Source organism: Bacillus sp. A1 (assembly GCF_042296235.1).
Classification (GTDB): domain Bacteria; phylum Bacillota; class Bacilli; order Bacillales; family Bacillaceae; genus Bacillus; species Bacillus velezensis.
The window spans coordinates 3,830,263-3,843,522 of the sequence record NZ_CP141181.1 but is presented as its reverse complement, the minus strand read 5'-3'; the positions used below and the strand labels follow the sequence as shown (position 1 = coordinate 3,843,522).

13 protein-coding genes are annotated in these 13,260 nt (G+C 47.2%); 7 read left to right on the top strand and 6 right to left on the bottom strand.

Annotated features, from left to right (window positions below; all coding sequences use genetic code 11):
• The first annotated feature begins 75 nt into the window (after nt 1-75).
• From licR to licH, 5 genes are all read left to right on the top strand, one after another.
• A complete protein-coding gene (gene licR / locus U2H13_RS18965; RefSeq protein ID WP_376700583.1) occupies nt 76-2,028 on the top strand; it encodes a transcriptional regulator LicR in 1,953 nt (650 codons plus the stop codon).
• 98 nt (nt 2,029-2,126) lie between these two features.
• Nucleotides 2,127-2,435, top strand: a complete 309-nt coding sequence (gene licB, locus U2H13_RS18960) for a PTS lichenan transporter subunit IIB (RefSeq protein ID WP_003150863.1) — start codon at nt 2,127-2,129, stop codon at nt 2,433-2,435.
• Nucleotides 2,436-2,450: 15 nt separating this feature from the next.
• Entirely contained in the window at nt 2,451-3,809 is a 1,359-nt protein-coding gene (gene celB / locus U2H13_RS18955) for a PTS cellobiose transporter subunit IIC (protein WP_007407740.1), read from the top strand.
• 18 nt (nt 3,810-3,827) lie between these two features.
• Nucleotides 3,828-4,160 (top strand): PTS lichenan transporter subunit IIA, encoded by a 333-nt coding sequence (gene licA / locus U2H13_RS18950; protein ID WP_003150867.1) that lies wholly within the window; start codon nt 3,828-3,830, stop codon nt 4,158-4,160.
• Entirely contained in the window at nt 4,157-5,485 is a 1,329-nt protein-coding gene (licH, locus tag U2H13_RS18945; protein ID WP_014419213.1) for a 6-phospho-beta-glucosidase LicH, read from the top strand. Before licA ends, licH begins: the two co-directional genes overlap by 4 nt.
• 40 nt (nt 5,486-5,525) lie before the next feature.
• Here the strand turns inward: licH and U2H13_RS18940 are convergent, their stop codons facing one another.
• From U2H13_RS18940 to U2H13_RS18915, 6 genes are all read right to left on the bottom strand, one after another.
• Entirely contained in the window at nt 5,526-6,617 is a 1,092-nt protein-coding gene (locus tag U2H13_RS18940; protein WP_025650062.1) for a branched-chain amino acid aminotransferase, read from the bottom strand.
• 183 nt (nt 6,618-6,800) lie between these two features.
• Nucleotides 6,801-7,979, bottom strand: coding sequence for a D-alanyl-lipoteichoic acid biosynthesis protein DltD (gene dltD, locus U2H13_RS18935; protein ID WP_014419211.1), 1,179 nt, complete (start codon nt 7,977-7,979; stop codon nt 6,801-6,803).
• Nucleotides 7,980-8,216 (bottom strand): D-alanine--poly(phosphoribitol) ligase subunit 2, encoded by a 237-nt coding sequence (gene dltC / locus U2H13_RS18930; RefSeq protein WP_003150875.1) that lies wholly within the window; start codon nt 8,214-8,216, stop codon nt 7,980-7,982. It lies immediately after the preceding gene.
• Nucleotides 8,217-8,232: 16 nt separating this feature from the next.
• Nucleotides 8,233-9,414 (bottom strand): D-alanyl-lipoteichoic acid biosynthesis protein DltB, encoded by a 1,182-nt coding sequence (dltB, locus tag U2H13_RS18925; RefSeq protein ID WP_012118762.1) that lies wholly within the window; start codon nt 9,412-9,414, stop codon nt 8,233-8,235.
• A complete protein-coding gene (dltA, locus tag U2H13_RS18920) occupies nt 9,411-10,922 on the bottom strand; it encodes a D-alanine--poly(phosphoribitol) ligase subunit DltA (protein ID WP_103526529.1) in 1,512 nt (503 codons plus the stop codon). Before dltA ends, dltB begins: the two co-directional genes overlap by 4 nt.
• 15 nt (nt 10,923-10,937) lie before the next feature.
• Entirely contained in the window at nt 10,938-11,087 is a 150-nt protein-coding gene (locus U2H13_RS18915) for a teichoic acid D-Ala incorporation-associated protein DltX (RefSeq protein ID WP_003150882.1), read from the bottom strand.
• Nucleotides 11,088-11,530: 443 nt separating this feature from the next.
• On the opposite strand from U2H13_RS18915, the gene U2H13_RS18910 reads away from it, so the two are divergent.
• Both U2H13_RS18910 and U2H13_RS18905 read left to right on the top strand, forming a co-directional pair.
• On the top strand, nt 11,531-12,466 hold the full coding sequence (locus tag U2H13_RS18910; protein WP_014419209.1) for a 1,4-dihydroxy-2-naphthoate polyprenyltransferase: 936 nt from the start codon (nt 11,531-11,533) through the stop codon (nt 12,464-12,466).
• 131 nt (nt 12,467-12,597) lie between these two features.
• Nucleotides 12,598-13,230, top strand: coding sequence for a GTP pyrophosphokinase family protein (locus U2H13_RS18905; RefSeq protein WP_103526530.1), 633 nt, complete (start codon nt 12,598-12,600; stop codon nt 13,228-13,230).
• The last annotated feature ends 30 nt before the right edge of the window (nt 13,231-13,260 follow it).

The window sequence follows — 13,260 nt, the reverse complement described above, 5'->3', positions numbered from 1 at the left end:
ACATACATTTACCCCTTCCTCATTCTATTTGCCCATTTTTCACGTCTGCATCTGATCTGATAGGAGGTTTTTCTCATGCTTCATGGGCGGCTTCGTGAACTTCTGCGCTTGCTTTTAGCTGCTGAAACACCGGTTACAAGCTCAGTCATCGCTGCAAATGTAAAGGTAACGACGCGGACGGTCCGCAATGACATAAAGGAACTGCAAACCATTGTAGAAAAACACGGCGCATCCATTCAATCTGTCAGAGGGAGCGGCTATAAGCTGATGATCCGGAATGAGCAGCCGTTTAAAAACTGGCTTCAGGACAATTTCCAGCAGAACAGCACCGTGCCGATTTTTCCCGGTGAACGGTTAGATTACCTTATGAAAAGAATGCTTCTGGCCGACGGCTACCTCAAGCTGGATGACTTGGCGGAAGAACTGTTCATCAGTAAATCCACACTTCAATCTGATTTAAAAGAAGTCAAAAAACGGCTCCGCCCCTATGACATCATTTTGGAAACAAGGCCGAACTACGGCTTTAAGCTGCGCGGCGAAGAGCTCCGCCTCCGTTATTGTATGGCGGAATACTTAGTGGACGACCGCGAGCCTGAGCCTGATCTCCTGAGTGAAAAGGCCGGTATTCTGCCGAAAGACGACATTCACGTGATCCGCACAGCCATTATGAAGCAGGTTCGAAACCATAAGATCCCGCTTTCTTTCTTCGGCCTGAACAATCTCATCATCCATATCGCCATTGCCTGCAAACGAATCCGGACAGAAAACTATGTATCTCTCATCCCGGAAGATCTTCATGATATTATTGAAACAGAATATCAGTCAGCGGAAGCCATCGTAAAAGAGCTTGAATCTGCGCTTTCGGTCACCTTTCCCGAACAGGAAACCGCCTATATTGCCATTCACCTGCTCGGGACAAAGCGCATGACCCAGTCACAACTGGAAGGAAAAGAGCTTACAAGGCTGATAGACGGGGAAACCAGCCGTTTGACGGAGGCCATGATTGAAGCCATTGAGCGGGAGCTGAAGCTCGGAATCACGGACGACAATGAGCTGAAAGCGGGTCTTGCGCTCCACATCAAGCCGGCGATTAACCGAAACCGGTACGGAATGAACCTGAGAAACCCGATGCTCTCCGCCATAAAGGAAAATTATCCGCTCGCATTTGAAGCGGGAGTGATTGCGGGAATCGTGATCAAGGAGCAAACCGGCATTGATATTCATGAAAATGAGATCGGATATTTGGCGCTTCATTTCGGAGCCGCCATTGAAAGGAGAAAGACGGAACGGCCGCCTAAACGCTGCTTGATTGTTTGTGCGTCCGGCGCCGGCAGCGCGCAGCTTTTAAGAGAAAAGCTCCGTTCCCGGTTCGCAAAGCGTCTTGAAATCGTCGGAACGGCTGATTACTGCAGCCTTGACCAGCTTTCCTTTGAGTCGATTGATTTTGTGGTCAGCACAGTGCCGATCAAAAAAGACCTGCCCGTTCCCGTATTGAAGGTTCATACGCTGTTGGGCGGCGGGGATTTTACAAAAATCGACGCCATGCTGGAAGAAAAGCGGGAACAATTGAACTTTCTGAAACCGGAGCTGGTATTTTTGCAGCAGGATCTGGAGACGAAGGAGGACGTCATCCGTTTTCTCGGACAGCAGGTTGCAGAAGCCGGCCTCGCTTCTGATTCTCTGACCGATTCTATTTTTGAAAGGGAAGCGATTTCTCCTACGAGTTTCGGCAATCTTACGGCGATTCCGCACCCGCTCGTTCCGCAGACAGACACGACGTTTTGGGCGGTATGCACGCTGAAGAAACCGATTGACTGGGCGGATAAGCGTGTCCAATTTGTCTGCCTGCTCTGCGTCGAGAAAGAAAGCAAAGCCGACCTCCAGCATATGTACAAATGGCTCGGCGGCATGTTAGATGATCCGGCCGCGGTAAGCCGTCTCTTAAAATGCACAACCTATCAGGAGGTTTTACGAGTATTCAGAGACAAACGATCAGAGAAAGACCGGGATATACCTTTTTTCCGTTAGCAGCGGAAAAAGCCTGAGTAGTTATGAAAGCGATTTCATAATATGATGGTACTAACATCGAGACATACAAAATATCAAACTTTCAGGAGGTCTTTTACATGAATATATTACTCGTTTGTGCAGCAGGGATGTCAACAAGCTTACTCGTCACCAAGATGGAAAAAAGCGCGCAGGAACAAGGAAAAGAATATAAAATCTGGGCGGTGTCAGGCGATTCAGTCAACCAGCATATTGATAAAGCGGACGTATTGCTGCTTGGGCCTCAAGTCCGTTATTTGCTTCCGCAGCTGAAAAAATTAGGTGAATCAAAAGGAGTGCCGGTTGAAGTTATCAATACCGTCCATTACGGCACTTGCAACGGAGCGGAGGTTCTGAAATCAGCAGAACAGCTCGGAAACGCATCGTAGAAAGGGGCGGGCCGTGTGAATAAGGTGAACCAGTTTTTAGAAGAGAAAGTCATGCCCATTGCCGGAAAAATTGCCTCCCAGCGGCATCTGCAAGCATTGCGTGACGGGATCATCCTCACCATGCCGCTTATCATCATCGGTTCGTTTTTTCTGATCATCGGCAACCTGCCGATTCCGGGATATGCGGATTTCATGGCAAAGACGTTCGGAAGCGCTTGGTCTCAAAAACTGCAATATCCGGTTGATGCGACCTTTGAAATCATGGGTCTTGTCGCCGCTTTCGGAATCGCCTACCGCCTGGCCGAAAAATACGGGGTGGACGCATTATCGGCCGGTGCGATATCTTTGGCGGCGTTTCTCTTGGCAACGCCGTACAAAGTTCCGTTTCTGCCTTCCGGCGCCAAAGAGGAAATCATGGTGGGCGGCGGCATCCCGCTGTCTCTCATGGGAAGCAAAGGGCTGTTTGTCGCGATGATCATCGCCATGCTGTCGACGGAAATTTACCGCTTGATCATCCAGCGGAATTTCGTCTTCAAAATGCCGGACGGCGTGCCTCCGGCGGTCAGCAAATCGTTTGTCGCCTTAATTCCCGGCTTTGCCGTCATCTTTCTGATCTGGGGTGCGCGTTTAATTGTCGAAGCGACGCCGTTTGAAAGCCTTCATAACATTGTAAGCGTTGTACTGGGGACGCCGCTCTCGATTCTTGGGGGAAGTCTCGGCGGAAGCCTGATAGCCGAAGCGGTTCAAATGCTCTTGTGGGCGTGCGGATTACACGGGGCGAACATAGTCGGCGGCGTCATGGCGCCGATCTGGTTCGGAGCGATGGATGCCAACCGGATTGCGTTTCAGGCGGGCGATGCGCTTCCGAATATTTTCACCCAGCAGTTCTTTGAAATCTGGATCAACATCGGCGGAAGCGGCGCGACACTGGCGCTCGTGGTCACCATGTTTCTCCGTTCGCGAAGCAAGCAGATGAAGCAGCTTGGGAAACTCGCCATCGGGCCGGCCGTCTTTAATATTAATGAGCCGATTATTTTCGGAATGCCGATCGTCATGAACCCGATGCTTCTCATTCCGTTCATTATCACACCGCTTGTCACACTGGTCCTTACCTATATCGGTATGAGCACCGGCCTCGTCGCCAAACCTGCCGGCATTGCCGTCCCATGGACGATGCCGCCGATTTTCTCCGGCTATCTTGCCACGGGCGGAAAAATATCAGGGGCTGTCATGCAGGCGATTAATATCATCACAGCCTTTATCGTGTACTATCCGTTCTTCAGAATGTGGGATTCGCAAAAGCTGAAAGAAGAAAACGAACTTGAACAATCGCAGGCGCCAGCCGTACAGGGAGACGAAAAAGCCGTGCTGTAGAGAAAGGGAGTGAAACACATGAATGAAAAAATGGAACAGACCATTTTTCAGATCATCCTGCATGGCGGCAACGGCAGAAGCGCATCAATGGAAGCCATTGCCGCCGCAAAGCGGGGGGACAGAGCCATGGCGGAGGAAAAGCTTCAGGAAGCCGCAAGGGAACTGACCGAAGCTCATCATTATCAGACAGAACTGATCCAAAATGAAGCCGGCGGAGAAAAAACAGACATGACGCTTTTGATGGTGCATGCGCAAGATCATTTAATGAATGCCATGACCGTGAAAGACTTGGCCGCAGAGTTAGTCGAGATTTATGAAAAAGTGAGTCTGCAAGGGGGAGCAAAAATATGACAAAAGGAATTAAAATTGTAACGATCGGCGGAGGTTCAAGCTATACACCGGAGCTTGTGGAAGGCATCATTAAGCGCTATGAGGAACTGCCTGTCAGAGAATTATGGCTCGTCGACATTCCTGAAGGCGAGAAAAAACTCAATATCGTCGGCACGCTTGCAAAACGCATGGTCGAAAAAGCGGGTGTTCCGATAGAGATTCACCTGACGCTTGACCGGAGAGAAGCCTTGAAGGATGCGGATTTCGTAACGACTCAATTCCGCGTCGGCCTTCTTGAGGCCCGCGCCAAAGATGAACGGATTCCGTTAAAATACGGCGTAATCGGCCAGGAGACAAACGGTCCGGGCGGTTTATTCAAAGGGCTGCGCACCATCCCGGTTATTCTGGAAATCGCGAAAGACATCGAAGAGCTTTGTCCGAATGCATGGCTCGTGAATTTCACAAACCCTGCCGGCATGGTTACCGAGGCCTTGCTCCGCTACTCGAATCTCACAAAAGTCGTCGGCCTCTGCAATGTGCCGATCGGCATTAAAATGGGCGTCGCAAAAGCATTGGATGTGGATGTCAGCCGGATCGAAGTGCAATTTGCCGGGCTGAATCACATGGTCTTCGGATTAGATGTTTTCTTAGACGGCGTCAGCGTGAAAGATCAAGTCATTGAAGCCATGGGAGACCCGAAAAACGCCATGACGATGAAAAATATTTCAGGAGCGGAATGGGAGCCTGAATTCCTGAAGGCGCTCGATCTGATTCCTTGCGGCTACCACCGCTATTATTTCAAAACGAAAGAAATGCTCGAGCATGAAATAGAAGCGTCACAGACGGAGGGCACACGCGCCGAGGTCGTGCAGAAGGTTGAGAAAGAACTGTTCGAACTGTACAAAGATCCGAATCTCGCCATCAAACCGCCGCAGCTTGAAAAACGGGGCGGAGCGTACTACAGTGACGCGGCCTGCAACCTGATCAGCTCCATCTATAATGACAAACATGATATCCAGCCCGTCAATACGATAAACAACGGCGCGATCGCCAGCATTCCGAATGACTCAGCGGTCGAAGTGAACTGTGTCATGACGAAAGACGGTCCGAAACCGATCGCCGTCGGTGATCTGCCGGTGTCTGTCCGCGGACTCGTCCAGCAAATCAAATCATTTGAGCGTGTCGCCGCTGAAGCAGCCGTCACGGGAGATTATCAAACGGCGCTACTTGCGATGACGATCAACCCTCTCGTCCCGTCAGACTCCGTGGCAAAGGCCATTCTGGATGAAATGCTTGAGGCCCACAAAGAACATCTGCCTCATTTCTTTAAGTCGATTGAAGCATAAGAGCAGTAAAAAAACCCGGATTCGCTTCCGGGTTTTTTGCTTATTTTGATTCGCTTAGTGAGGCGACTTCCGTCGTCCAGCCGAACACGTCGGCTTCCGCGCCTTTTTGAATGCCTGTAATGGTATCGTACAATTTCTTCGAGATCTCTCCGGTTTCACCGCTGCCGATGACAAGACTTTCATCATTCCAGATCAGTTCGCCGACCGGAGAAATGACCGCCGCCGTACCGGTTCCGAATGTTTCTTCCAATCGGCCGTCACGATGCGCCTGGATGATTTCATCGATCGAAATCTTCCGCTCAGACACAGTCAGTCCCCAATGTTTGAGAAGGGTGATGACAGAATTTCTCGTAATTCCTTCAAGAATGCTTCCGTTCAGCTCCGGTGTCACGATCTCGCCGCTGATTTTGAAGAAGATGTTCATGCTGCCGACTTCTTCGATGTATTTTTTCTCAATGCCGTCAAGCCATAAAACCTGGGAAAATCCCTTTTCTTCCGCAACCTGCTGCGCTTTCAGACTTGATGCGTAGTTGCCGGCGGTTTTCGCGTTTCCGGTGCCGCCTTTGACGGCGCGCACGAATTCGTTTTCCACGGCGATTTTCACCGGTTTAATGCCTTCTTTGTAATAAGAGCCGACCGGGGAAAGAATGATAAACAGCTTGTACGTATGGGATGCCGCTACACCGAGGAAAGGCTCAGTCGCAATAATAAACGGACGGATATAAAGGGAAGTGCCTTCCGCTTTCGGAATCCAGTCTTTGTCGATGGCTACGAGCTGTTTCAGACCTTCAAGAACAAGCTCTTCATCAATGAGCGGGATGCAAAGGCGGTCATTTGACTGGTTCAGGCGCTCCATATTTTTCTCCGGTCTGAACAGAAGCACTTCCTGATCCTTCGTTACATACGCTTTAAGCCCTTCAAAAACGGTTTGGCCGTAATGATAAACCATGGCCGCAGGATCCATTGAGATGGACTGATAAGGGATAATTCTCGGATCGTACCAGCCTTGATCGGCATCGTAATCCATAACAAACATATGGTCGGTGAAAATTCTGCCGAACGCAAGGTCATGGGGGTCCGGTTTCGGTTTTTTGGCTGAAGTCAATTCAACACGAATGTCTTGTTTCATAATGTTCTGTCTCCCTATTGGTGTTATTGTCAAACTTATTTGAAAATAATTTATATTCTATTGTATACCTTCAACAAATATTCGCAATAGTTTTCCTCAAATTTGTGAAAAAATCAAATCACATAAAAAGCAGGGGAGAGAATGCCCCCTGCGTGTTCGTTTTTACGTATTCTGTCATCACCGTGCTCAGTGAACCGTCACCTTGCCGGTTTTGTAAAACTGCTCCATTGCTTTATCGACGTACACCCAGCCCTTCCAGGCGATATGGATGGTGTCTTTCATAAAGTACGGATCATATTCGTGCCCGGATAAGTCGGCAACCTGAAAGCCCTTCGCTTTAATTTGCTTAGTGACTTTTTTGTAGTAATCAGTCCGGCCTTTTTTCGGGAAGCCGGTGTAGTCATACCATTTTCCGTTGACCGGAATAACCACGAACATCGGCTCAGCGCCGGCATCTTTCAGAATGTCCAGCATATCCTCAAAGTCGTGATATTCGACTGATTTGGCGTACGTTCTTCCTTTGTTGATCCCTTTCACTCTCTTTACTTTCTTCTTAATCTTTTTATAAGAGGCGTCATCGATATAGAAAGGATTGGACTTGGAGCTCCGTTCTCCTAATTGAGCGGCGGCTGTTTTTAACTCTGACCACGATTTCCCTTTCAGGTTTTCAGAGATCGTCCGTTCAGGGCCCTCGGTTTCCCCCATTGAATAATAAAGATCTTTTTTCTCAAGCAGAGAATAATAAGCTTTGGCAGCCGGCATGACCGCTTTCACTTTCCATGATTGTCCGTTGACCATTCCCTTGTACAATTCAGAAAGGACGGCATCATGCTGAACGACTTTAAAACGGAGCATGCGCTTCATCATGTTCTTTTTGACCGCGGGATCAATCTGGTTATTAAATGCTAAATCCAATGCCTGAAGTGATGAAAAATTCGGCGCAAAGTGCTGTTCATCAGAACCTTTTTTGATAAACCATTGCGGAGAAACAATGAATACCAGCTTTTTGCCTTTCAGCTGCTGATAATGCGCCGCAAAGTTCACGGCGTGTATCAAGGATTGGTCCCCGCCTTTTCCGACAAGATAAGGCGTAAAGCCTTGGTTGTTCACTTGGAAATAGTTGGACGGATGAAACTCATCCAGTCTTGAAAGCTCGGAAGAACCGAAAATCGGCAGATACTTCGAGTCTTCGAACATTTTATTTTGCAGATAGAGCCCCTGGAACATATTCGGATTTAAGGCTGCCGCCGACTCTTCGACACGTTTTTCAGGAATGAAGCGCGTAAGCCATGAAGCCGGAACTGCGATAGCTCCGACAAACAGGACGAACGCTAAAATAATTGGTCCAAAGAAACGCTTTTTCATTTACTTCAACTCAGTCAGTTTGTTTACAATGTTGTTTGGCGTATTCCACTCGTCACGGTCAAATTCAGTGATCGGCACTGTAATGCCGAAGCGGTTTTCGATGGCGACAAGCAGCTCTACAGTTCCGAAAGAATCAAGCAGTCCTTCTTCAAAGATTTCAATATCAGGATTTTCTTTCACAGCGTCCTCCTGACAAACTTCAGCTAATACGTCTAATACTTCCTGTTTAAATTCCATGTGTTTTCAATCTCCTTTAGTGATGAAATGGTTTTCCTGAGAAAATATAAAATCCGAAACATACGAAATGGAATGTGATGACGATGGCTAAAAAGGCCGTAAAACGATTGGCGGGCAGCCACTTGTATTTCTTATTCCATTTCTCAAAAAAGTTATACCCGGTCATTAATACGGCGTGGTACAGGCCGTATACAATATATTGCAGGGCGAGTCCGTGCCAGACGCCCATCAGCATGAACAGCAGGAAATACCCGATGTTCGAGACGGCCATCCGGTTCTTTATCCATTTTTTCTTTGTCATCCAGAAAACAAAGCGCATAAATACGTAGTCTCTGAACCAGAAGGATAAGGACATGTGCCAGCGGTTCCAGAAGTCTTTAATGTTTTTGCTGATAAACGGCTTATTAAAGTTTTCCGGAGATTTGATACCCATGATATAGCTTACACCGACGGCAAACATCGTGTAACCCGCAAAATCAAAAAACAGGTACAAGCTGTATCCGTACATGTACAGCACATTACCCCACAGTTTGCTGTGGGTGATATGGGACAGATTCATAATGAAATACGTGTTAATCGCATATCCGATAATGAATTTGTATAAGAAACCGATAAAAATTTTATGAATGCCGGTATACAGTAAATCAGCGTATTCTCCCTTTGTCCATACTTTCTGTTCGTCCTTGGCAAATCTGCGGTATCTGTCGATCGGACCGGAAGAAATGGTCGGGAAAAACATAATAAAGTACAAAAGGCGGTGAAGCGGCATTTTTTCTTTAATCAGCCCGTCTCTCGTTTCCATGATCAGCTGGACGCCTTTAAATGTCAAATAAGAAATTCCTAAGAAACTGATCAGGTTATGAACCGGGTGATGAGGCGCCGGCGGAAAGAAAAACGGCCATAATTTAGATAAAAACAGGGGTAAAATGGACGCGATCACGGCCATACTGAAGACAAAGCCGCTGTTGGCTTTCAGTCTGTAAGCGAGATAACCCCTGATTAAAAGCACCTGCCACAGCGTAAAGATACATAGTGCGATCACGCCGTGCAGATCATGCGCGAAAATCAAAGCCAATACGATGATGGATATAAACATGTTGTATCCTTGGAATCTCTTGCCGTTCAGCCCTAAAATAATCGTCGGCAAAAGAAGGATTCCAAGTAAGATAAAGAAGAAAAACGAGCTGTAAGGCGTCATACAAGAACCTCTTCGCCAATGCGTTTACGGTCGATTTTTCCGTTCGCAGTCATTTGGATGTGATCCTGATAAATGAATTTTCTCGGAATCATGTAGGCCGGAAGCGAAGCGGCCAGTTCTTTCTTAATGGCGCTTGTCAGCTGGAATTCTTTTTCAAAATCATGTTTTTCAGGCACGATGGCGGCAATTAAATATTCGACAGGTCCGTTAGGCTGATACGGGATGACAACCGCCGTGCGCACATATTGAGACTGCCTTACATGTACTTCGATTTCCTCCAGCTCCATGCGGTAGCCGTGAAGCTTAATCTGGAAATCAAGGCGTCCTTGGCAGAAAATCTGACCATCCTGAACATAACCGGCATCACCCGTGTGATATGCCCACTGGCCGTCGATCGGGAAAAACGCTTTTTCCGTCAGAGAAGGCTCTCCGAGATAGCCTTTGCTCACGCTCGGGCCCGCGATGATGATTTCCCCTTTTTCTCCGTCCGGAAGCTTATTCCCGTTTTCATCCATGATGAAGATATTCATATCGGGTTTTGCAAAACCGACGGGCAGAGATTCATGTTCATCGATGATCTGCTGCGTAATTTCAACGGAGGTGACGGCAACCGTTGTTTCGGTCGGGCCGTATGTATTGAATACGCGGGCCTTCGGAAAACGGTTTAACAGTTCCTGTGCCACGGCAGCCGGAAGCGCTTCTCCGCAAAACATAAATACTTCTGCCTCAGGCAGGAGCTCCTGCGTAAAGCCGGGGTCCATCAGACACATTTGGACGAAAGACGGCGTCGATGTCCAGACGTTCAGTTTGGATTTCTCCAGCTCTTCAAATAGTACTTTCGGTTTATTGATTTTGTCTTTCGTTACGCAGTGCAGCGTACCTCCCGTTTGAAGCGAAGGGAAAATGTCCATGACAGATAAATCAAAAGAAAACGGCGCTTGGTTTAAGAAAGTCTTACCCTCGCCCACAGGAAAATCCCTGCAGATCCAGTCAGTGAAGCTTTGCAGGTTATCAGCCGATATCTGCACGCCCTTCGGATTTCCCGTGCTGCCGGACGTGTAAATAATGTAAAATGTGTCCAGCTCTTTTACCCAGTTCTCACGGCTGAGGTCTGCATCTCCGTCAGCTGCAAGCTCTTCGGGCGTAACGGTTTTAATCAGATTGCTTCCCGTATCGACTGCATCGCCCGATACGGTGATAAGCAGCTCTGCGCCTGAGCTTTCAATGATTTTGACGATCCGCTCCGCCGGAATGGAAACATCGACAGGGATGTAAGGGCGGCCCGCTTTGACGCTTCCTAAGAAAGAAACGATCATATTCGGCTCCATATGTCCGTAAACCAGGACAGGCGCTTTCGAACCGTCAGCTGTATGTTTTTGAATGCCGGACGCAACCCGCTCCGACAAATCCCATAATTCCCCGTAAGTGAGGGAATGATCTAAGGAATGAAACGCTTCGGCCTGCGGCTTGGCGTCTGCGTATGTTTTTATAGCATCAAGTAGTTTCATAGTTATCCTCCCCGATTAGAAATCGTTGTAAATATAAGTGCCGGTATTCGCTGTATGAAATCCATACATCCAAAAGAGCAATACTAATATCAGAAAATAAAAGCCCGTATGAAACGTCCATTTGATCAATGTATTTTCATAAGCACGTTTTAATTTTTGCATCATATTCAAAATTCCTTCCCCGCGTATTCAATAATTACACCAGTATATGACGATTAGATTAACAAAAAGTTTCAAAATATGTCTAATATCCTAAGCTTAAAATTTCCTTAAAAATGAATGAGAAACAAAAGGATGGAAAACACGCATGTATAAATTGGCAAATGATCATACTAAAAAGGCGCTGTTCAGGCGGGATTTTTAACTTATCGTAAATATAAACGAGGTAAAAAAATTTTGGCGGCTTTTTCTTACGCAGGCTTGTGCCGAACCCCAATGGAGAAGGGCGAAAAGCCGTTTCCGGCAGGATAGCCGATAAAGCGCCGCATCTTGTGAAATGAGGAAGAAATTATTATGATAGATAAGGTAGCAGAAAACGTGAAAACCCCAATTCAACACTACTGTTATCGGCTGACTGTGAAAGCCTTTTAATAGAAAGGAAGAGGAAAATGAATCAAAACAATATGGGGGGCAGCCAAAAGACGCCCGAGAAAGAAAGCATGGGCCGCATTTTGTGGCAGCTAACCCGCCCTCATACATTGACGGCATCGTTTGTGCCCGTACTTCTCGGCACCGTATTGGCGATGTTTTACGTAAAGGTTGATTTCCTGCTGTTTTTGGCCATGCTGTTTTCCTGCCTTTGGATTCAGATCGCCACGAACTTATTCAATGAATATTACGATTTTAAACGCGGTTTAGATACGGAGGATTCCGTCGGTATCGGCGGAGCGATCGTCCGCCACGGCATGAAGCCGAAAACAATTCTGCAGCTGGCGCTCGGCTCTTATGCGATTGCCCTCGTGCTCGGTGTTTATATCTGCATAAGCAGCAGCTGGTGGCTTGCGGTTATCGGCCTTGCCGGCATGCTGATCGGCTATCTGTATACGGGCGGCCCGCTGCCGATTGCGTATACACCGTTCGGGGAACTGTTCTCCGGCATTTGCATGGGCTCTGTATTTGTCCTTATTTCTTTCTTCATTCAGACAGGCAGAATTAATGAACAGAGCATTTTGATTTCCATCCCGATTGCCATCTTGGTCGGAGCGATTAACCTGTCCAACAATATCCGTGATATTGAGGAAGATAAAAAGGGCGGACGTAAAACGCTGGCCATTTTGATGGGGCATAGAGGAGCCGTCATGATACTGGCCGCATCTTTTGCCATCGCTTACATCTGGATCGTCGGTCTTGTCATCATGGGTTACACAAGCCCATGGCTGTTCCTGGTCTTCCTGAGCGTGCCGAAGCCCGTTCAGGCTGTGAAAGGCTTTGTGAAAAACGAAATGCCGATGAACATGATTATTGCGATGAAATCAACGGCGCAAACCAATACATTTTTCGGATTCCTGCTTTCAATCGGACTCCTGATCAGTTATTTCCGCTGATCAAATGAAAAGGCAAATGCCATAACCGGCATTTGCTTTTTTTTATGAAATAATCTTCATGATTTTGTAAAGAACCTGACTGAGGACTGACCCGTCTTATATACGGACAGCAAAGCAAGGAGATGAAAAAAATGGACTTGTCAACAGCCCATATGGATGATTTGAAAACGGTCATGGAAGATTGGAAAAATGAATTATTAGTTTATAAATTCGCTTTAGATGAGCTGGATACGAAGTTTTCGATCATCAGCCAGGAATATAATTTGATTCACGGGCATAACCCGATCGAGCATACAAAATCACGCGTAAAAAGTTTCGAGAGTATCGTCAATAAACTGATGCGCAAAGGCTGCGATGTGACGACGCAGGAAATGAAAGAGCATATTCATGATATTGCGGGTGTCAGGATTATCTGTTCCTTTATTTCCGATATTTATAATGTCGCTGAGGTTTTGAAGCAGCATAAGGACCTGAAGATCGTAAAGGTGAAGGATTATATCAAACATCCGAAGCCGAACGGCTACCGCAGCCTGCATTTGATTATTGAAATTCCCGTTTATTTGACGAATCGTGTGGAATATGTGAAGGCGGAAATTCAAATCCGCACCATTGCCATGGATTTTTGGGCGAGTCTTGAACATAAAATTTATTACAAATTAAATAACGAAGTCCCAAAGCATCTGACCGACGAGCTGAAGGAAGCGGCGGACATCGCCCATTATTTAGACGAAAAGATGCTTGGGATTAAGAGAGAAGTCGATTAAACGATTGACGCATCACAAACAGCCGGACCG